Origin of the sequence: Bacillus cereus group sp. N6 (assembly GCF_016483705.1) — a bacterium.
GTDB lineage: Bacteria > Bacillota > Bacilli > Bacillales > Bacillaceae_G > Bacillus_A > Bacillus_A wiedmannii.
Genome location: NZ_JAEHBI010000002.1, coordinates 210,795 through 230,651, shown reverse-complemented (window position 1 = coordinate 230,651; position 19,857 = coordinate 210,795). Strand labels below are relative to the sequence as shown.

Genomic DNA, 19,857 nt, shown 5'->3' with positions numbered 1-19,857 from the left:
TAAATTGGGGAGGGTACAAGAATGAAGAAAAAGATGAAAAAGTTTACGGCGGTTGTAGTGCCAGTTTTAGCGATGAGTATGGCGTTAACAGCGTGTTCTGGATCTTCTGGTGGGGAGAAGAAAACGACAACGACATCTAATAATGGTGGAGAAGAGAAGAAATCTGATATTAAATATGCGGCAAAGCAAGTGTTAAATCGTACAGAAACGAATGAAATTCCGACGATGGACACTTCAAAAAGTACGGATACACTTGGGGCACAAATTTTAGGGAATACAATGGAAGGTTTATATCGCCTTGATAAAGATAATAAGCCAATCCCTGCTGTGGCAGAATCTAGCACAAAAAGCGAGGATGGTAAAAAATATACATTTAAATTACGGAAAGATGCAAAATGGTCGAACGGTGATCCTGTAACAGCGAAAGATTTCGTATTTGCATGGCAACGTCTAGTAGATCCAAAAACAGCTGCTGAGTATGCATTTATTGCTTACTATCTTAAAAATGCAGAAACAATTAATCAAGGAAAAGCAGAAGTAGCTACATTAGGTGTAAAAGCGGTAGATGATCATACGCTTGAAGTTGAACTAGAAAGACCAGTACCATATTTCTTGAATTTAATGGCATTTGCGTCATACTATCCATTAAATGAAAAATTCGTAAAAGAAAAAGGAAATAAATTCGGTTTAGAGTCTGATACAACAGTATATAACGGACCTTTTGTTCTTACTGATTGGAAGCATGAGCAAGGTTGGAAATTGAAGAAGAATGAGCAGTATTGGGATAAAAAGACTGTAAAACTAGATGAAATTAACTATAGTGTAGTAAAAGAACCAGCTACTAGAGTGAATTTATATGATACAGGTGCAATTGATTTCGCAATTTTATCAGGAGAATTTGTTGATAAGTATAGAAATAATAAAGAGGAATTTGGAGCATATTCAGAAACAAGTACGTTTTATTTGCGTCTAAATCAAAAGCGTGGTGGGCAAGATACACCGTTAAAGAGCAAAAAGCTACGTGAAGCAATCGCATTATCCATTGATAAGAAAGCTTTAACGAATGTTATTTTAAATGATGGTTCAAAACCAGTGGATTATTTAGTACCAAAAGGTTTAGCGAGTGGACCAGACGGTAAAGATTTCGCAGAAACGTTCAAGAATGGTTTAAAACAAGATTCTAAAAAGGCAGCAGCAGTATGGGAAGAAGCGAAAAAAGAGCTTGGAAAAGATCAAGTAACAATTGAATTGTTAAATTATGATACTGGTAATGCGAAAAAAGTTGGGGAGTATGTAAAAGATCAAGTTGAAAAGAATTTAAAAGGCGTGACAGTAAATATTAAATTGCAACCATTTAAGCAAAAACTAAAATTAGAATCAGACCAAGATTATGATTTTTCATATGGTGGCTGGAATCCAGATTATGCGGATCCAATGACGTACCTTGATATGTTTGAAACGAAAAATTCTCAAAACCAGATGAGCTACTCAAATTCAAAATATGATGATATTATTACTAAAGGTAAGACAGAATGGATGGCTGATGCAAAAAAACGTTGGACAGAGCTAGGGAAGGCAGAGAAATTGTTACTTGAGGAAGATGTAGCACTTGTACCTTTATATCAAAGTGCTAAATCATATGTTATGAAATCGAATGTAAAGGGAATTGTGAAACATAATATTAGTCCGGAATATAGTTTCAAATGGGCGTATGTAGAAGAGAAATAAAAAAGAGAAGAGCATTTTCAAGTTGCGGTATAGCACTTGGAAATGCTTTTTTTATGTGCACGATTTATTGATGGGTGAATATATGTATTATAGAAAATTTAAAGGAGAATTTTATGAAACGAAATACTTACATCGATTTCCTGGCTTATTATGGAATAGGGAGTGCTCATCCTGGTGGTTTTACGTTAACAAAACAATTGTTAGCACAATTACCTTTTAAATATAGAGCGAATGTCCTTGAGATAGGCTGCGGTACGGGGAAAACAGCGGCGTATATGACAAAAGAATGTGGTTATAAAGTAACGGCGGTTGAAAAGAATGAGATTATGATTCAAAAGGCGAAAGATAGATGGTCGTTTGAAGGAATAGATATTCAATTAATTGAAGGAAGTGTAGAGCAATTACCATGTTTGCATGACTCATTTGAGTTCGTACTCGGAGAGTCGATACTCGCTTTTACAGAGAAAGAAAAGGTTATTTCGGAATGCTATCGTGTACTACAGAAAGACGGTAAGCTTGTTGTTATTGAAATGATTATTGATATGCACATTGATAAGGATGAGGAAGAAAAAATTGCCCAACTATACGGGATGAAAGAACTGTTAACTGAGAGTGAGTGGGTACAATTATTTCAGAAAGCAAACTTTAAAAGAATTACAATTGCTGGTGGTGGTACAATTGCAGAAACGATCTCGAGCTATATAGAAGAGCCAGAATGGAATGTATCCTCGCATATTCCAAATGAATTGTATGAGGCATGGGTACAGCATGAAAATGTACGACTTATGTACCAACATATTTTAGGACATCGTATTTTTATATGTGAAAAGTAAAGAAAGAGAGTTGACTAAAGCTAGTCAACTCTTTACTATGTTAAATGAAAAATAATGCAGCTAATGTAATTCCGAAGATGAAACCAAATCCGAGTTCAACGCCCCAGCCGCCGCCGCCCCAGCCACCACAACTACCGCAACCACGACCGCCACATCCACAGCCGCTGAATCCACCACCACAACCAAATCCGCAACTATCACATCTGCTAAGGCCCCCACAAAGGTCACAGCCACCGTTTGCATATGCGTCATAGTATCCAAATCCTGTATCAAAAGATGAGCGCTGTTGCACTGGTTCAATCCATACAGAGCTGTTTGTCACATCAATTATTTTGCCTAAATGAATGCGACCATCACGATCTTCAATTCGAACGACTTTACCGAAATAACGTTGGCACGTATCGTAACATTTTTGTCTATGCATGTTCTTTCCTCCTTCCCCATTACAGTAATACGATATGTAATGGGGACAAGTGCGGCTTGTACGAATGTCCTATCTATCATAATTGTTATAGGAAAGGGGAAATATAGGAGAAGGATATATAAGGAGGAAAAGGCAATGAAATCTACAGATCAGTTTCAGATATACGAAGTACCGTGGGAAGAGTTTATTGAAGCTTTGCGAGAGGAAATGAAGAAGCAAGTTGGGGCAGATATTATTGATACAGTAGTTTGCAATTTAAAAGATGGTTTTGAAGTGTATACATATGTGCAGGGGGATTTGGATTTTGAATATAAGGAAGCGCTGGAAAGGAAATATGGGAGCGATGCAAAAACTCCTAATGTGTTAACGATTATGTTATTAGCTAACATTTATAGTACAAGTGAAGAGAATATACGCTTACATGCGGATCATAAAGATAATCCAATTGTTGAAGTGTATGTGAAGCAATAAAACACGCTGTGAAAGGCGTGTTTTTTATTTGTCCCGCATTAACGGGCAGTAAGACCCCCACCTCAAAATTCAGCGGAAGCAAAGAAGTTAGGTAGGGGATCAACTGCCCGTAAAAGCCCGATTGGTGAGGGCTGATAATCAGTGGGGGATGAACAAAACCCCCACTGATTAAAGTTTCACTTTATATGATAAAATGTTAGAAAATTAAGAAAGAAGGTGATGGTTTGAAAATTAAACATCTTAATTTAACAGTTTCAGATGTAGTAGCTGCTAGAGAGTTTTTAGAAAAATATTTTGGTTTAACTTGTAGTGGAACAAGGGGAAATGGCTTTGCAGTTATGCGTGATAATGATGAGTTTATCCTTTTCGGCAAGAAGACTCCATCTGATTTGTGTTACGGGTGAAACCCAACAATTCAGGTGGAGATGAATTGCCGTCAGTCAATAAGGCTGAACTCTTTTGTTTCGTTCATAACAATTTTTTAGGGCGAATGTTTGTTTTTTTGTCTTACGATACAATCTGTCCTTAGATAAGGAGGGAATAGATTGTAAGACAACGAAATTGGATAATGATCATCATTCGGCTACTTGAACCAAAAGGAATTACGATGAAGACCATGTTCACATTTCTTTCCAAATATTGATTTATCAAAAGTAATGAACTTTCTAAGAAAGGTGGTGAAAACAATGGCTAGAAAGAAAGCAGTGAAAGTATTACGTAAACAAAAGAAAAGAGAAACCATGCAACGATTCACTCAAAAACAAAATATCGGACGAGCGTGCCTCACAGCTAAAGAATTTCGTTTACTTCAGCGCATGTCGCATAGTTCAAAAGCATTGCGAAATGTTGGATTGTATACCATTAAACAAAGTTACCTGAATAATAATAAGATTGCTACTGTAAAAGAAGTGGACACTGCTATGCAAGCCGATTTGAATTACTGGGGCATGCAATCAAACTCTGTTCAAGCGATTCGTAGAGCCTTATTTACAGAAGTGAAGAGCTTTTTTAAGGCATTGGAACAGTGGAAGAAAAAACCTGAAGCATTCACAGGTCGTCCTAAGTTTCCAAATTATTCTCGTTCTACTGATAAACGAATTATTGAAATCTATCAAGTTCCAAAAGTGGATGAGAACGGGTATTGGATCATTCCGATGAGTGTGGCATTCAGAAAAAAATTCGGTTCCATTAAAATACGTATGCCTAAGAACTTAAGAAATAAAAAAATCTCCTATATTGAGATTGTACCGAAGCAAAAAGGTCGGTTCTTTGAGGTGCATTATACATATGAAATGCACGTTTCTCAAATGAAGAAACAATCCACGACCACTAGTAACGCTTTGAGTTGCGATTTAGGCGTAGACAGATTAGTAAGTTGCGCAACGAATACAGGTGATACATTCTTAATTGATGGAAAAAAATTAAAATCTATAAACCAATATTTTAACAAAATGATATGTAACCTCCAACAGAAAAATATTGACAATGGAATTTCAAAACGTATTGTAACGAATCAAATGGCTGCACTTTGGCATAAACGAGAACGACAAATAAATGGTTACATTTCACAAACTATAGGCCTGTTGTTCAAAAAAGTGAAAGCATTAGGCATAGATACGGTTGTCGTAGGCTATAACGTTGGTTGGAAACAAAAATCTGATATGGGAAAAAAGAATAATCAAAAATTTGTTCAAATCCCATTTCATAAACTGATTGCAGCAATTGAGAATAAATGTATAAAAGAAGGTATACGATTTTTCAAACAAGAAGAAAGTTATACTTCAAAAGCTAGTTTTCTAGATAAAGATCCGGTTCCAGTTTGGTCTAAGGATGAGAGGACGCATTATCACTTTAGTGGCAAACGAATCACTCGTGGTCTGTACCAAAGTAAGGCAGGAACATGTATCCATGCTGATATTAATGGTGCATTGAATACATTGGAAAAATCAAGAGTTGTAGAATTGGATGACAATCTCAAAGTGAAAACGCCGATTCTATTAGAAGTGCAAAAACGTAAGGCTGTTGCTTCGCGCATAGCTTAGTGGGTGCGTCAACCATCCATGTGTACTCGACTTGTCGGGGCTTGTAGCAAACGCCGGGTTCATCTGAGTGGTGGCTTCTTCCACAAGGGAGAACTGCTCTTTTTCGAAAGGGTGGTGCAAGTGGGAAAACAATCGTTCGTTGCCAGTACCAACCAAAAATATACTTGGGGTGTTACCGGAAGGTGGCATGAATGCTAGAGCGTCAAACTGTCTAGCGATAGACGAAAAGACCTAGCGTTCGAACTCAAGCCCCCACTGAAACGCTTCATCTCAGTGGGGGTAGTTGACGTTGAAGCACCTGGCGGATTTACAATTGAAGTGATGTGTTAATTTAAAATCAAACTTTTTGATGCTTGTTTTCAATATGAAAAGTAGGAAAAGTCTGTTTTAAGTGTAGAGCTTAAACAGGCTTTTTTACTTATAGTATCGGATAGAAAACGCTAGAAGGAATCATATTCAATATATATATCTGTTTACATAATAAAGTTATGCTGCGCTAGTTGTCCTAAAATACAAGTCATATATCTTGTATCCTCTCATAAATTTAAACATAGGAATTTGTCTACAAAGGTGGCGAAGCCTCATCATGAAAATTCGAATTTGTGCCACATTCATGTTGTTTCTATTTATATGGTTACATCCTTTTTGGACTTTTGCAAAAGGAGAGGAGGCAAAGGAAAGGGTCGTTTCACTTGTATATGATGATTCGGGCAGCATGAGAAATAACGATCGCTGGAAATATGCCAATTATGCTTTGCAAAGTTTAGTTGCGCTATTAGATGAAAAAGATAAATTCTCTTATGTTCCAATGAGCAAGCCGAATGATCCATTAAACATTTCGTTAACGAAGGATAAGAGACAAACAGAAATTGAGGGAATTGGAGCATGGAAAACGTATTTAAATACTCCGTTTAGCGCAGTAGAGACGGCGATGCAATCTATAAAAAAGGAAGCAGATATAGATGGAAAACGTGAATTTTGGCTTATTGTCTTAACTGACGGGGCATTTAATGATTTAGAGAAAGATAAGGTTGGCGGAAAAGAACAAATTACACAGAAGCTAGCACAGTTTAAGAAAGAAATGGATGCAAAAAAGATATCGTTACATCCAATTTTAATTACGATGGAAGAGGATTTAGGGCAGCAAGAAAAGGCACAACTAAATACGTTTAAAGAAATATGGAAGAAAGAGATAAATGGCGTTACGATGCCATCTAGTGGAGAGGATGGTATTGTAAAAAGCGTCAATCAAGTGGCAGCATTAGTTGCAAATCGTGATCCGTTCTCCTCGGTTGAATCGATTGTAAAAACGAAAGTAGTAGGAAAGAAAGTAGAGATTACAACACCATTCCCGTTAAAGCGTATGACGCTTGTACGGCAATCGCCTTCTTTGTCTAATTATCAGGTCACACAAATTTCTAAACCATTACAATTACAATCTTCTTATTCCATACATGCACCAGGAGAAGCGAAATTATTCGGAAATATAGTTCATATAAGTACGGAAAATCACGAAGTTATTAAACCAGGAACGTATACGATAGAAGTGGATCGAGATATTGAGAAAGAAGGATTACAAGTACTAGTTGAACCGGCGCTTAACTATACTGTTTCTACTTATGACAAAGACGATAGTAGTCAAAAAAATGTGGAGAAAATGTACGAAGGTGTTACTGCTGTTATTGAAGCGAAGCCTACGGAATTACCAATTCAGTCTTCATATTTTCAGTCAGAAGTAGAAATAGACGGAAAACAGTACCCGATGAAGTGGGACGATAAAAAACATGTATTTTACTACGAAACGAAGATCGATAAAGGGTTAGTGCGCGGGAAAGTTCATATGAACATAAAGGGGTTTTACAGACAGACGAAGGAATTTAAAATTGAAGTAACTGAAAAACCAAAATTATCATTGCAAACTATTACGAAAGATTATGAGGAAAAAGTAACGAATTTAGAGAATAGTAAACCGTTTATTATACAACCACAGTTAGATGGTAAGCCGATGACAGAAGAAGCTGTAAAGAAACTATTAAAATCTACTGGTGTCACATCTAAACAATCAATCAACTATGAAATAAAACAACAGGATAATCAAATTTATATTTATCCTCGCCCTCATTACTCCGACACATTCAATTTTACAGATACCGGCACCGTAGAAGCTACCATCGTAGTGCAAGATTCAAAATTACAAGAAGTAAAGAAAAATATATCACTTCATATTCAAAATGCACCGTTCTATGAAAAATATGCGCTTATTTTTAAGTTTGTTATTCCTATCACTTTATTATTGTTAGTAGTAGGAATAATCGTTTTAGGATGGATTGTTCGTCCAAGATTTCACCGAAAAGCACTATTGTATTACGAATGGGATCAAGAGGTAGCGAAAGATTGGTTATATCAATCTGAGCCAGAATTACTTAAAAATAAATGGTGGAAACACTATTTTGGCATTCCATTCCGAGCAGAAAGAAAGACTGTGCAATCCGTTACGTTTATAGCAAAGAAAGGATCGAAATCAATATTTGTAGCGAAAGAGTCACAAGTAGTAGGAATGATTATTGATGGGATGTTTATAACAGAAGATGAGGTTGGAATGGAACATAAGACGCTATATCCAAATGAACTTTTAGTAATTGATAGAGGGTATGGTAAAGAAATTTACAAATATGAGTGTGAATAGTAGATAGGGAAAAGGAGGGAGTCTTATCTTTCTCCCCTCTTTTCAAACAAGCAAGAATAGGAAGGTGGTTCACATGACGTTACAAGTTCCAACGATATTAATTGGTTTAGGTGGAATCGGTAGTACTGTGACACATCAAATATATGAAAGGCTACCTGAGGAGCGCCGAAAAAAGGTAGCAATGCACGTATTTGATACAGATGTGAATACATTGAGTAAATTTGATCATATTCGAAAGTTTAAGACGCAAACGAGTTCTAGTAAAACGCCAAGAGAGTATATTGCAGGAGATCCAACGATTCCAGAGTGGTTTCCGATGGACCCGACTATACTTGATAAACCACTGACAGAAGGGGCAGGACAGTTACGCGTCATTTCCCGTTTAGCGTTACTTGCTGCGATGAAAGAAGATAAATTGACATCCTTTTGGCAAGAAATCGAGAAGATTTTTCCGGTTACAAGCGATCAAACGGAGTATGGAGTGCGTGTCATTATCGTAACATCACTAGCGGGCGGAACAGGTTCAGGGATGTTTCTACAAATTGCATTATATTTACGTGAAATGCTTCGGAAAAAACTGCAGCATCACAACATTTTAATACGTGGTGCGTTTTTAATGCCGGATGTTTTAGTTAAGACGAGAACGGTTAGTGCGAAAGAGTTTGAAACGGTGCAAGCAAACGGCTATGCCTCGTTAAAAGAATTACATGCCATTACACTCGGTTCCACTGGAGAATTATCAAAACGTGGCGGTGTGACGATTGAATTAGAATATCGACCTGATCAAGTAGATGAAGACGGAAGAACGAATCATACGATTAAACAACATCATTTACCATACAATTATTGTTTCCTATACGATTACGAAAATCTACATGGACACCATCTGCACAATTTATCAGATTATATGGAGCAAATGGCAAATACGATTTATTTACAGTTATTTAGTCCGATGTCTGCAAATCATTTTGCACAGGAAGATAATCAAATTCAGCAATTAGCAGAATCAAGTGGGAAAGGACGATATTGCGGGGCAGGAACGGCAAAGATTATTTATCCGTATGAGCACGTGTTAAAATATTGTGCTTTAAAATGGGCTGTGCAAGGTTTAGATGAGTCTTGGCTGCATTTAGATCAACTGTTTCAAGAGAAGAAGCAAAGATATGACCAAGACGTCAAACGCGGGATGCAACGTGAAAAGCCAGAGCGTGGGAAAAGTTATTTAGAAGACTTAGAACATCTTGCTACCCGTCCAGAACAGGCTCATATTTTTTATAGACAAATGTACAATGAAACGCGTGAAGGAGCAGAGGGCGGTAAGGTCGGTGTTGCGAAATCTAAACTGTTTTTAGAGGCTGTAGAAAGTTATGTACAGCGTACGGTGCAAAAAGATGAGGAATTAAACCGACTGCAGCACGAGTGTAAAATTTCGGCTGCTAAACTGAAAATGATGGAGCAAATGAAAGGTGAAGTAGCAAGGGTAGATCATGCGGTTCGTTTATATGCGTATGCGATTCCGAGCCGCGTACATGAGCATGTAACGACACTATTGTATGACATGATTGAATCAGACCGTTTTGCACCAAGTGGTTCTGAAGGGCAGTCCTATCAATTAAATACATGGTTTTTAAAGAAAACGGATCCTGTTCATCCAGTATCAGCTCGTTTTATGTTGTATGAAATTCGAAAGCAGTTAGTCGAGAAAATGAATCGACTACATGAAAATAATGAACAAAAGCGTAATTTAATTCAAAACTACGATAAGAAATTTAATGTGAGTAATATTGATGGAACGGTAACAGCTGTTCGCCGAGTAGAAATCGCGCAGCAACAAGGCTGGTTTGGAAAAATGATTAATAATCAGCAGCGTTTGTTTAAAAAAGAATTTGAAGATATTGTAACGCAGTATGTACACAAATTAAACGAGTATCGCAAAGAAATGCTATTAGAACTCGTTTATCAATCGCTTTATCAAGCAGTTAATAAAATGATTCAATATTGGGAAAGGTTTTTTGATAATTTACACGAAACGCGTGAAAATTTATTGTTTGAAATTCAAAAACGAAGCAAGGAATTTGAAGGGAAAACAAACCCAACGAATGTATACGTATTAGCTGAAGAGAAGTTGCAAGAAAAGATATGGCAAGATATGCAGCAACATTTAAATTTGGGAGTATTACCGAAAGATATATCTGCGGAAATTTATATGAGTTTATACGGGGAATATTGCCGGGATGCAAAAACAGAAGAGATTCAATCGAAAAAAGTAGAAGATTTTTATCGTGAGCACATACTAAGTTATTGCTACGATGAATTACAAATACGCTATCGTGATAAATTAGAGCTGAATATCGTTGAGGCGTTACGAAAAGAGGCAGATTATAAGAAGCGTGATCGTGATGAATACGTCCGTGAAAAAATTGAAGACTTGTTCCATTTAGCAAGTCCATTCGTTCCGAAAGTTTCCCATCATAGGGAATTACAATATTGGGGTATACATCCATCTTTAAAGAAAGAATTGCAAGAGGAATTAATTCAAGAAATGTTTAAAGAAAAAGATACAGTACATGAAGCTTTTTCGCCATTTGAAGTCATTTGTTATCGTGCGCATTACGGTTTATCACTACAAGACTTTCCTAAGCTGTCGTCTGGACATATTGCAAATGGATTTATGAATGATAAAGGTGATTATTTTCAGTCTTACTATCGCCGTGTGAACAAGTTGAATAGTAAAAAATCTAGTTTAACGCCGCATTTAGATAAATATTGGCACTTGCCAGCTTTCATGCCAGACTTAAATGCAACGCAAACGAAGTTGGATTACGATAAATGTAATCGCGCTCTTCTATACGCGTATATGTATCGTTGGATTAGTTTAGTTGCTGTTGATGGCCAGTTCGTGTATCAATATAACGGTGTTGGACGTAGCTTCTTAATTCAGTCGATGGGAAAAAATATTTCAAGTGAAAGTTACAAATTACACAGAGCATTGCTTCATAATCCGTTTATTTATGAAAACATCTTGTCCAGATTTGAAGAAGAACAAGAAAAAGCTATGATACAGGGCGGACATTTATATACACATCCGTTCGTATTAGGTGCTCAAGATATTAGATGGCTTCGTAAAGAGCATGTCCATAATATTTTAGATATGATTTTAATGTATGACCGTGAAGCAAAATATGATCCAACGTTAGAAGAAACTTCTGATGAATTATTAAGATTATTCCTTGACGAAATTGAGTTATATTTCCAAAACTATTACGGTACAGGTGCCGATATGGTTGCAAAGAAAGAGAAAGAAATGTTTATTAAACAATTGTGGGATCGTTCGTACGCGAAAGGTTATGTAGATCCAAATAGTGCTCCTTATAAAAAGTGGCAAAATTTATTAAGCGTTCATGATGAAGAAGAAACGCCAAAAACGAATGTATAATGAATGAAAAGGGAATCCTTAAAAGTGGCAATACAACTTTAGAAAAGAGGGATTCCGATGCCGTTTTTAGGAAGTGTATATCAAATATTTGGATTGTATCCAGAAATTTATTATGGAATGATTTCAGCCGAACTTGCGGAGCAGCAAAGATTGGAACAGGCGGAAAACGAAGAACCAGAAACAGAAGCGTAACTGTATAGGAAGCTTCAAAATAAAAATGATAACACGCTACTTACTCTTTGCACGTATAAGAGCAAGTAGCGTGTTTTTTTTATTTAATAATCCCGTTCTCTAAAATTTTAATAGTAGGTGCTACTTTCACATTAGACTTTGAAAAGGCACTCGGCCAATCGTCTTCAACCGTTTTCCATTCTTTATATTGAAATGCTCTCGCATAATCACCAAACCCGAATGGATCAAGTTGCTGTTTTTGAATTTTGTGGATTAAATCGTTTAAATCTTTGTTTAGTTGTTTTGTAATAAGTGAAGTTAATTTCTTTCTACCTTTGCCTATATCCATGTTGAATGTAAGTTCAGATACGGAAACTTTAAAATTCATTGCAATATTAAATTTGAAGTGGTTATCGTTATAGCCTGTGTGAATGTCACGATTCATGCTAAGAACATTTATTGTTGCGAAGTCGTCGCCGTCTGTATCTTTTAGATGACTATTACTTTCAACTGAATTAGAAGGGATTTTCAGTGTAAGTGAAACGGGTATATTCGCTTTATTTTGTAATAGAAGAAGAAGGGCACTTTCATATCGATTTAAAGACATTTTATAGATTCCGCGAGAAGTTAATAATGCAGAGCCGGTAACGAGAATATCTTTTTTACCTTTTTTTATTTCTGAGATAGCAGGTGTTATACCTTTATTAAAAGTTTGCCTATGGAATTCATGGAATGTCGTAAACGCGGTTCGATTGTATAGTTTGTTCGTATTAATTAAATCTGTTAAATATTCAGGAAGTGCAGGCTTATCTTTAAAATTATTATATATAACTGAAGAGATTGAACCGTCTACTGCAACCATGCGCATATTTCCAGTATTTTTAGGGTCGCGATACCAAACATCAAGGTAAGGCATAGCTCCTTCTTGTTTTAAAAATTTCGTACTAAATAAAATGAGTTGTAACTTTTCTGTAGATACTAAACCGCTACTTGAACTATTAAATGTTGCTTTTGCTTCTCGAGGGGTATGTACTGTCGCTTCATGAGTTTCGTATTTTTTCTCCACATCTTCATTAAAAATAGGGTTTACGTGGTATACAATTAATTTTCCTTTTGCTTTTGCATCAAACCCGTAAATTAATGAAATGGATTGTTTTTCTAAGTCAAGCCGATCTCCTCCACATCCTGTTAAAAAGGTTATGAGAAAGCAAAATATAGTGAAAATAAAGCGTCTCATTTAAATTTTTCTCCTTTTCCAATGCTGATAAAGTGTCATGTATAAGAGAAATACGACTGGGAATAGAAAAACGATAAAATAACTTGCAGTTCCCCAAAATTCCCGCAATGCACTTATTTGATACGAGGATGGGATATAAAAAAATAAAACGAAAACACACCCGAATAATAAAAACCAAATAGGTAATGAACTCCCTTTTTTGTTAAGTAACTGATTGATTCCATCTGAGGCAGTAAAAATATAAGGAATGCAAGAATCAAAAATAATGAAGAGATAAAATGACAAAAAGATAATTTCAAACCGTTCCAGAAATGAAAAGTGAAATGGTGTAACAAGAGAAAGAGTGGGCCATAAAAACTTAGTTATACCATCTGGGCTAAAATAAACGAAAGAAACGAACGTAACTTGCAGGTAAACGAATAAAGTAATCATATTTGCAATAACGATTCCTTTTTTTGCAGATGATTTATTACTGAGATAAGGATAAAGGACAAATGCAAACTCAAATCCGAGAAAGGCAATAATAGTTGATTTTACTGTGTTGAAAACTGGTAGCCATCCCTCTTTAAGGAGAGGAAGAAGATAAGCCCAATGCCCGTCTTTAAGTGGGATAAATAATAGCAATGGCATCCAGAGTGTAAATAAGACAGTAAAAACAGCATAGCGGCTAATAATAAGAACACCTTTACATGCGAGCATAACCATTGGGATAGATAATAACATCATGATTAAAAACATTGGAGATCTAGGTAAAATCCAAATGTGAATAACGTATAAGAGGGAAAAAATTAAGGATACAGCTGCAAGAACAGCATATAAAATCCAAAAAATCATTCCTACTCTTCCTAGCCACTTCCCAAGATAACGAGTTAGCACATCAAGTAAAGTATACCCGGGATGTTTTTCCATAATTTTTACAATACATAGACTGACTAAAGTAGTGATAGCGCACCCTATTATAATAGACATCCAGCCATCTGTATTCGCCCCTTGCGCAACTTCACGTGGCAGTGTAAGTACACCGAACCCTACTTGAACACCACTAATCGTTAAAATGTATTGAAATAAACTAATCTCCCTCTTTGCACGCTTTGTCACTTATCTTCCTCCGTTTCTTCTATATCGCGTTGTCGATTCTCTTGTTTTAAGTTAAGGGATAGTGGTCGTTTCTTCATTAGTTTCCATGGTAAACGTACAAGAATGTCTTTTAAATCTGAAGCAAATGACGGAGAAAAAGGACTACCATAAGGAACACCAAGTGATTCCATAGAAAGAATATGGATGATGATAACTGCCATCCCGACCATAATTCCAATGACCCCAAACAAAGAAGCGGTTATCATCATTGGAAAGCGAAGAAGCCGAATTCCTGCTGACATTTCCATGTTAGGGATGATAAAAGAAGCGACTGCAGTAATAGATACGACGATAACCATAACATTACTTACTATTCCTGCTTGGACAGCAGCTTGCCCAATGACAATCCCTCCTACGACTCCAATCGTTTGTCCAACGGGACCAGGAAGCCGAACCGCAGCTTCGCGGAGCATTTCAAGTACTAGTTCCATCAAAAGTGCTTCTAATATGGGGGGGAAAGGAATTTTAGCTCGAGATTCTCCAATTGTTAACAATAATTTAAGTGGAATCACTTCATAATGAAAGGAAATCATAGCAATATAAAGAGCTGGAGCAAATATTGCAATAAATAGTCCGGTAAAACGAAGTAGTCGTATGAAAGATGGAATCATTGGCCGGAAGCTGTAATCATCTATCGTCTGAAAAAAAGATGAAAAGGTCATAGGTCCAATTAATACGCCGGGTGAGCGGTCTACAACAACAGCAATTCGTCCATCCAAAATGTGATGGGCCGTTGTATCAGGGCGTTCGGTTATTGATAATTGCGGAAAGAGAGTATAGGAATTATCTTCAACAAAGCCTTCTAATTCTCCGGTAGTAATAATGGCATCCACTTTGATTGATTCGATACGGCATGCCATTTCTTGTACAACGTCTTCGTTTGCAACATCTGCTAAGTACAGTAAAAAAACCTTTGAAGTAGCTCGTTCACCAACAGTGAATTCCTTCACTTTCAATTCGCGATTTGGAATATATCGACGAATAAGTGCAAGACTGTCGCTCGCTACTTCATTAAATCCTTCGTGGGAGCTTTTTATAGCAGTTTCTGTTGTAGGTTCTTCAATACTTCTTTTTGGCGCCGATTGCGTATCTAGTTCTAATGCTGTAAGTTGTCCATTTATAAATAAAATGCTTTTACCATGTAAAAGGGAATGTTCAATGTCGGACCACTGCTGAACTTTCTTTATATTCCCGACTGTAACTGAGGATTCCCAACAATCAACTTCATTCCACTCTTTAAATAGGAGAGGTCGAAGCATATCAATGTTAATAACGGTTTTGTCTACAAGTCCTTCCATATATATAATTGCAGCTTCTTTTCCGTTTTTTAACGGAAAAGTACGTGTAATTAATTCTGGAATACCGCTAAAAAGTTTGGACAAGTGCTTTAGATTAAGGGAAAGAGAGGAAGAGATAGATTTATTTAAAAGGTGATCAGCTTGTTCTTGTGCAGAGAAAGATTTTTCACCACGTATCCATTTATTAAAAGACCCCATTTGTTCGCTTACTCCTTGTTATGTTTTATATGGGTTATTATGGATAGTTCCGTGCTGACATATGCATAGTTTAAATTTTATATTGTATATTTCCATCTTTAACGCTATAATTATAGTGTTAAAGATGGAATCGTGATATGACCTGTTATGAATCTATCGTTTTATTTATGAATAAATGGATTGGTATTTTAGCAAGATGTGCTAATAAACTACTCCACCATGATAATAACGTGCCGAAATGTGGTGCGTATATTTTCGTGGTGGAGTTTTTTTATTCTCAAAAAGGGGGAAAGACCATGAATAACAACATGGTTCATATTACAATTGACGGAAAAAAGTATACAGCGGAGCCTGGTTCAACGATATTGGGTGTTATTAATGAGAACGGGATTGAACATCCGCAAATTTGTTACGTGCCAGAAGTAGATCCTATTCAAACATGTGACACTTGTATTGTAGAGGTTGACGGAAAGTTAGTGCGCTCTTGTTCGGCAGTAGTGACAGAAGGTATGAACATTGAACGTAATTCTGCTCATGCCAAAGAAGCACAAACAGAGGCAATGGATAGGTTACTAGAAAATCATTTATTATACTGTACAGTATGTGACAACAACAATGGGAACTGTAAACTGCATAATACAGCAGAATTAATGGAGATTGAACATCAAAAATATCCTTATGAACCAAAAGTAGATGCAAGTGAAGTTGATATGACGCATCCGTTTTATCGCTACGATCCTAATCAATGTATTGCATGCGGTCAATGTGTTGAGGTTTGTCAAAACTTACAAGTAAATGAAACGTTATCAATAGACTGGGAAGCGGAACGTCCACGAGTTATTTGGGATGAAGGAGTAAATATTAATGATTCTTCATGCGTGAGCTGTGGTCAATGTGTAACCATTTGTCCTTGTAATGCTTTAATGGAGAAAACGATGCTCGGTGAAGCTGGATTTATGACGGGATTAAAACCAGATATTCTTGAACCGATGGTAGATTTAATTAAAGAAGTTGAGCCTGGATATAGCGGCATTTTTGCGGTATCAGAAGTGGAAGCGGCTATGCGTGATACTCGTACGAAGAAAACGAAAACAGTATGTACATTTTGTGGTGTAGGTTGTTCATTTGAAGTGTGGACGAAAGGGCGTAAAATCCTTAAAGTACAACCTTCTTCTGATGCGCCAGTTAACGCAATTTCTACTTGTGTAAAAGGAAAATTCGGTTGGGATTTCGTAAATTCTAAAGAAAGAATTACGAAACCTTTAATTCGTAAAAATGGAACGTTTGTTGAATCTACATGGGAAGAAGCACTAAATGTAGTTGCAAGTAAATTAGGATCTATTAAAGAAGAATACGGTAAAGATGCTGTCGGCTTTATTTCTTCATCTAAAATTACGAATGAAGACAATTATGTAATTCAGAAATTAGCTCGACAAGTATTTGAAACGAATAATATTGATAACTGCTCACGTTATTGTCAATCGCCAGCGACAGACGGATTATTCCGTACAATTGGTATGGGCGGAGATGCTGGAACGATTAAAGATATCGCAAAATCCGGTCTTGTTATTATTGTAGGTTGTAATCCGACAGAAGGTCATCCTGTTTTAGCTACACGTATTAAACGTGCGCATAAATTACACGGACAAAAATTAATTGTGGCTGATCTTCGTAAAACAGAAATGGCAGAGCGTTCAGACGTTTTTATTAGTCCAAAACAAGGAACAGATCAAGTATGGTTAATGGCTGTTACGAAATATATGATTGACCAAGGCTGGCACGATCAACGATTTATTGATGAGAATGTAAACTTCTTTGAAGATTTTAAAGAGAGTCTTACAGAATATACACTTGATTATGCAGAAGAAATGACTGGTATTTCAAAAGAAATACTTATTCAAATGGCTGAAATGATTCGTGATGCAGATGGTACATGTATCCTTTGGGGTATGGGAGTAACGCAAAATACAGGTGGATCGGATACTTCCGCTGCGATTTCAAACTTACTGCTTGCAACAGGTAATTATCGTCGTCCAGGTGCTGGTGCATATCCACTTCGAGGTCATAATAACGTACAAGGTGCTTGTGATATGGGTACTTTACCAGGATGGCTTCCTGGATATCAGCACGTTACTAACGATATGGAACGTGCGAAATTTGAAATGGCTTACGGAGTGAAAATTAATAGTGAACCAGGTCTTAATAATATTGAAATGCTTCACGCAATTGATGAAGGGAAAATGAAAGCTATGTATCTTGTCGGAGAGGATATGGCTCTTGTAGACTCTAATGCGAACCACGTACATGAAGTGTTATCAAGCCTTGATTTCTTCGTTGTACAAGACGTTTTCTTATCTAAAACTGCTCAATATGCAGATGTTGTATTACCGGCAGCACCGTCTCTTGAGAAAGAAGGTACTTTCACAAATACAGAGCGTCGTGTACAAAGATTGTATCAAGTTCTTCCTACGCTTGGAGATGCGAAGCCAGATTGGTGGATTGTGCAGGAGATTGCGAATAAATTAGGTGCAAACTGGAATTATAGCCATCCAAGTGAAATTTTTGCTGAAATGGCAAGTTTATCACCACTATTCTCACAAGCAAACTATGAAGTACTTGAAGGGTGGAATAGTTTCCATTGGGGAAGTTTTGATGGAACGAATACACCACTTCTGTTCCAAGATGGATTTAACTTCCCAGATAAAAGAGCTCGTTTTGCGATTGCTGACTGGGTACGTCCAGCTGAATTCCCAGCGGAGTTCGATCTTCACATTAATAACGGTCGTATGCTTGAGCATTTCCATGAAGGGAATATGACAAATAAATCAACAGGTATTCAAACGAAAGTACCTGGTGTGTTTGTAGAAGTTTCTCCAGCACTTGCAAAAGAACGTGGAGTGAAAACAGGTTCATTAGTTCGTCTTGTTTCTCCTTTTGGAGCATTAAAATTACGTGCACTTGTAACAGACCGTGTAAAAGAAAATGAGTTATATTTACCGATGAACTCTACAGATAATGAAACAGCAATTAATTTCTTAACAGGTCCTGCTGTGGACGTACGTACGAACACACCTGCTTATAAACAGACGAAAGTGCGTATGGAAGTGCTAGAAGTTGATGGCGCAAATCCGATGCCAAAAGCGAACCCGCGTAACAAAAAACGTCATCCTCAAGCTGGTATTGAGGTAAATCGTAAGTGGGCACGTCCAGGGTATGTGCATTTAACGGATAAGTAGGAGGAGAAAAATATGGCTGCACCTATAAAAGTGATTCAAAAACAAGAATTAACTGAGGAAGAAATAAAACAGCAAAAATTAGATGATTTAAAAGAGCTTCTAGCTAATAATGAAGAGGCTTTAAATCAAATGTTTAATATTGTTGGGGAATTAAATGACATCGGAATGCTAGAAGCTGCAAATTCTATGTTAAAGGCGAAAGAACCGATCGCAAAGATTGTACTTGGCCAAGTGACTCGTGAGCCTGTTACGAATTTAATTAATAATATGATGGGTGCTGCGGGTGCTTTAACAGAACTTGATCCAGAACTTACGAAAAAGCTAATAGGTAGCTTATTAGTAGGGTTAGAAGAAGGTAATGAACATCTAGAGAGTAATAAAAAAGTAGGGGTATTTGACCTTATGAAAGTATTGAAAGACCCAGATATTAACCGTGCTATAGGGTTTGGGCTTCATTTCTTAAAAGGTATGGGTAAAGGGTTAAAAGACGAATAATCTTCATGAAGTGAATCTTTTCGCCCAAATGTTTGTACGAAATATTTTGGGCGGAAGGGTCATTTTGGTAAAATATATAATAAAGTAAAATGAGGATTTTTGGGAGGTATAATTGTATGTCAAAAAAAGTACATGAATTTAATGATATGATACGAAAACTTCGAAAGGAACTTTTCGGAAAAGGACCAGAACGAATTCATACTGTTTTTGCTGAAAATATGGCGATTGCGACCCTTTACGGAAACTTAACACCTACTGAAAAATTCATTTCAAGTACGATGGACGGTGCGGAAATGGTTCATATGGCTAGAACGAAAATGATTCAAGAAGTGTATGCTGCGAATTCCCGTGAACATTTGGAGGAACTTGTTGGAGCGAAATTAGTGAATTTATTTTCAGATATGAAAGTAGAAGAAGATATTGCAGTTTCGGTATTTGTTTTTGATAAAAATATAACGTGAGAGA

14 protein-coding genes and 1 pseudogene are annotated in these 19,857 nt (G+C 36.7%); 11 read left to right on the top strand and 4 right to left on the bottom strand.

Features of this window, described 5'->3' with window-relative positions; genetic code table 11:
• Positions 1–21: 21 nt before the first annotated feature.
• Positions 22–1,728 carry a peptide ABC transporter substrate-binding protein gene (locus tag JDS99_RS02950; RefSeq protein WP_199694526.1) on the top strand — a complete coding sequence of 569 codons (1,707 nt, stop codon included), beginning with the start codon at positions 22–24 and terminating at the stop codon, positions 1,726–1,728.
• A 113-nt stretch (positions 1,729–1,841) separates the two neighbouring features.
• Positions 1,842–2,561: a class I SAM-dependent methyltransferase gene (locus JDS99_RS02945; RefSeq protein ID WP_199694524.1), complete on the top strand. Its 720-nt coding sequence runs from the start codon at positions 1,842–1,844 to the stop codon at positions 2,559–2,561.
• Between the two features lie 40 nt (positions 2,562–2,601).
• Here JDS99_RS02945 and JDS99_RS02940 read toward each other — a convergent pair whose 3' ends face one another.
• Complete coding sequence (locus tag JDS99_RS02940; protein ID WP_048544012.1) at positions 2,602–2,985, bottom strand: hypothetical protein; 384 nt, start codon at positions 2,983–2,985, stop codon at positions 2,602–2,604.
• Between the two features lie 135 nt (positions 2,986–3,120).
• Here JDS99_RS02940 and JDS99_RS02935 point away from each other — a divergent pair, with 135 nt between their 5' ends.
• The 6 genes and pseudogenes from JDS99_RS02935 (at position 3,121) to JDS99_RS02910 (ending at position 11,812) form a co-directional block, all read left to right on the top strand.
• On the top strand, positions 3,121–3,456 hold the full coding sequence (locus tag JDS99_RS02935; RefSeq protein WP_172555370.1) for a hypothetical protein: 336 nt from the start codon (positions 3,121–3,123) through the stop codon (positions 3,454–3,456).
• Between the two features lie 224 nt (positions 3,457–3,680).
• A pseudogene (locus JDS99_RS02930) lies at positions 3,681–3,821 on the top strand (VOC family protein); the annotation flags it as partial.
• A 321-nt stretch (positions 3,822–4,142) separates the two neighbouring features.
• Positions 4,143–5,498 carry an RNA-guided endonuclease TnpB family protein gene (locus JDS99_RS02925; RefSeq protein WP_098134779.1) on the top strand — a complete coding sequence of 452 codons (1,356 nt, stop codon included), beginning with the start codon at positions 4,143–4,145 and terminating at the stop codon, positions 5,496–5,498.
• A 586-nt stretch (positions 5,499–6,084) separates the two neighbouring features.
• The gene (locus tag JDS99_RS02920; RefSeq protein WP_087982149.1) at positions 6,085–8,184 is read left to right on the top strand and encodes a vWA domain-containing protein; all 2,100 of its coding nucleotides are present in this window, start codon (positions 6,085–6,087) and stop codon (positions 8,182–8,184) included.
• Between the two features lie 73 nt (positions 8,185–8,257).
• On the top strand, positions 8,258–11,620 hold the full coding sequence (locus JDS99_RS02915; RefSeq protein WP_046957761.1) for a tubulin-like doman-containing protein: 3,363 nt from the start codon (positions 8,258–8,260) through the stop codon (positions 11,618–11,620).
• 57 nt (positions 11,621–11,677) lie between these two features.
• Positions 11,678–11,812, top strand: a complete 135-nt coding sequence (locus tag JDS99_RS02910) for a hypothetical protein (RefSeq protein WP_001116178.1) — start codon at positions 11,678–11,680, stop codon at positions 11,810–11,812.
• A gap of 79 nt (positions 11,813–11,891) precedes the next feature.
• Here JDS99_RS02910 and JDS99_RS02905 read toward each other — a convergent pair whose 3' ends face one another.
• Genes JDS99_RS02905 through JDS99_RS02895 form a run of 3 tightly spaced genes read right to left on the bottom strand, consistent with a single transcriptional unit; the run spans position 11,892 to position 15,661 of the window.
• A complete protein-coding gene (locus tag JDS99_RS02905; protein ID WP_199694522.1) occupies positions 11,892–13,028 on the bottom strand; it encodes a Ger(x)C family spore germination protein in 1,137 nt (378 codons plus the stop codon).
• On the bottom strand, positions 13,029–14,126 hold the full coding sequence (locus JDS99_RS02900) for an endospore germination permease (RefSeq protein ID WP_199694520.1): 1,098 nt from the start codon (positions 14,124–14,126) through the stop codon (positions 13,029–13,031).
• Entirely contained in the window at positions 14,123–15,661 is a 1,539-nt protein-coding gene (locus JDS99_RS02895) for a spore germination protein (protein WP_199694519.1), read from the bottom strand. Before JDS99_RS02895 ends, JDS99_RS02900 begins: the two co-directional genes overlap by 4 nt.
• 296 nt (positions 15,662–15,957) lie before the next feature.
• Here JDS99_RS02895 and fdhF point away from each other — a divergent pair, with 296 nt between their 5' ends.
• The 3 genes from fdhF to JDS99_RS02880 all read left to right on the top strand — a co-directional run bounded on the left by fdhF (position 15,958) and on the right by JDS99_RS02880 (position 19,853).
• Entirely contained in the window at positions 15,958–18,897 is a 2,940-nt protein-coding gene (gene fdhF, locus JDS99_RS02890) for a formate dehydrogenase subunit alpha (RefSeq protein WP_097907362.1), read from the top strand.
• 12 nt (positions 18,898–18,909) lie between these two features.
• On the top strand, positions 18,910–19,392 hold the full coding sequence (locus JDS99_RS02885; RefSeq protein ID WP_087981472.1) for a helical membrane plugin domain-containing protein: 483 nt from the start codon (positions 18,910–18,912) through the stop codon (positions 19,390–19,392).
• Between the two features lie 116 nt (positions 19,393–19,508).
• Positions 19,509–19,853, top strand: coding sequence for a Na-translocating system protein MpsC family protein (locus tag JDS99_RS02880; RefSeq protein WP_000039582.1), 345 nt, complete (start codon positions 19,509–19,511; stop codon positions 19,851–19,853).
• The last annotated feature ends 4 nt before the right edge of the window (positions 19,854–19,857 follow it).

Excerpts from the sequence above, each read along its gene's own strand:
- JDS99_RS02950 (WP_199694526.1), top strand. The coding sequence starts at position 22 with ATGAAGAAAAAGATGAAAAAGTTTACGGCGGTTGTAGTGCCAGTTTTA.
- JDS99_RS02945 (WP_199694524.1), top strand. The coding sequence starts at position 1,842 with ATGAAACGAAATACTTACATCGATTTCCTGGCTTATTATGGAATAGGG.
- JDS99_RS02940 (WP_048544012.1), bottom strand. The coding sequence starts at position 2,985 with ATGCATAGACAAAAATGTTACGATACGTGCCAACGTTATTTCGGTAAA.
- JDS99_RS02935 (WP_172555370.1), top strand. The coding sequence starts at position 3,121 with ATGAAATCTACAGATCAGTTTCAGATATACGAAGTACCGTGGGAAGAG.
- JDS99_RS02925 (WP_098134779.1), top strand. The coding sequence starts at position 4,143 with ATGGCTAGAAAGAAAGCAGTGAAAGTATTACGTAAACAAAAGAAAAGA.
- JDS99_RS02920 (WP_087982149.1), top strand. The coding sequence starts at position 6,085 with ATGAAAATTCGAATTTGTGCCACATTCATGTTGTTTCTATTTATATGG.
- JDS99_RS02915 (WP_046957761.1), top strand. The coding sequence starts at position 8,258 with ATGACGTTACAAGTTCCAACGATATTAATTGGTTTAGGTGGAATCGGT.
- JDS99_RS02910 (WP_001116178.1), top strand. The coding sequence starts at position 11,678 with ATGCCGTTTTTAGGAAGTGTATATCAAATATTTGGATTGTATCCAGAA.
- JDS99_RS02905 (WP_199694522.1), bottom strand. The coding sequence starts at position 13,028 with ATGAGACGCTTTATTTTCACTATATTTTGCTTTCTCATAACCTTTTTA.
- JDS99_RS02895 (WP_199694519.1), bottom strand. The coding sequence starts at position 15,661 with ATGGGGTCTTTTAATAAATGGATACGTGGTGAAAAATCTTTCTCTGCA.
- fdhF (WP_097907362.1), top strand. The coding sequence starts at position 15,958 with ATGAATAACAACATGGTTCATATTACAATTGACGGAAAAAAGTATACA.
- JDS99_RS02885 (WP_087981472.1), top strand. The coding sequence starts at position 18,910 with ATGGCTGCACCTATAAAAGTGATTCAAAAACAAGAATTAACTGAGGAA.
- JDS99_RS02880 (WP_000039582.1), top strand. The coding sequence starts at position 19,509 with ATGTCAAAAAAAGTACATGAATTTAATGATATGATACGAAAACTTCGA.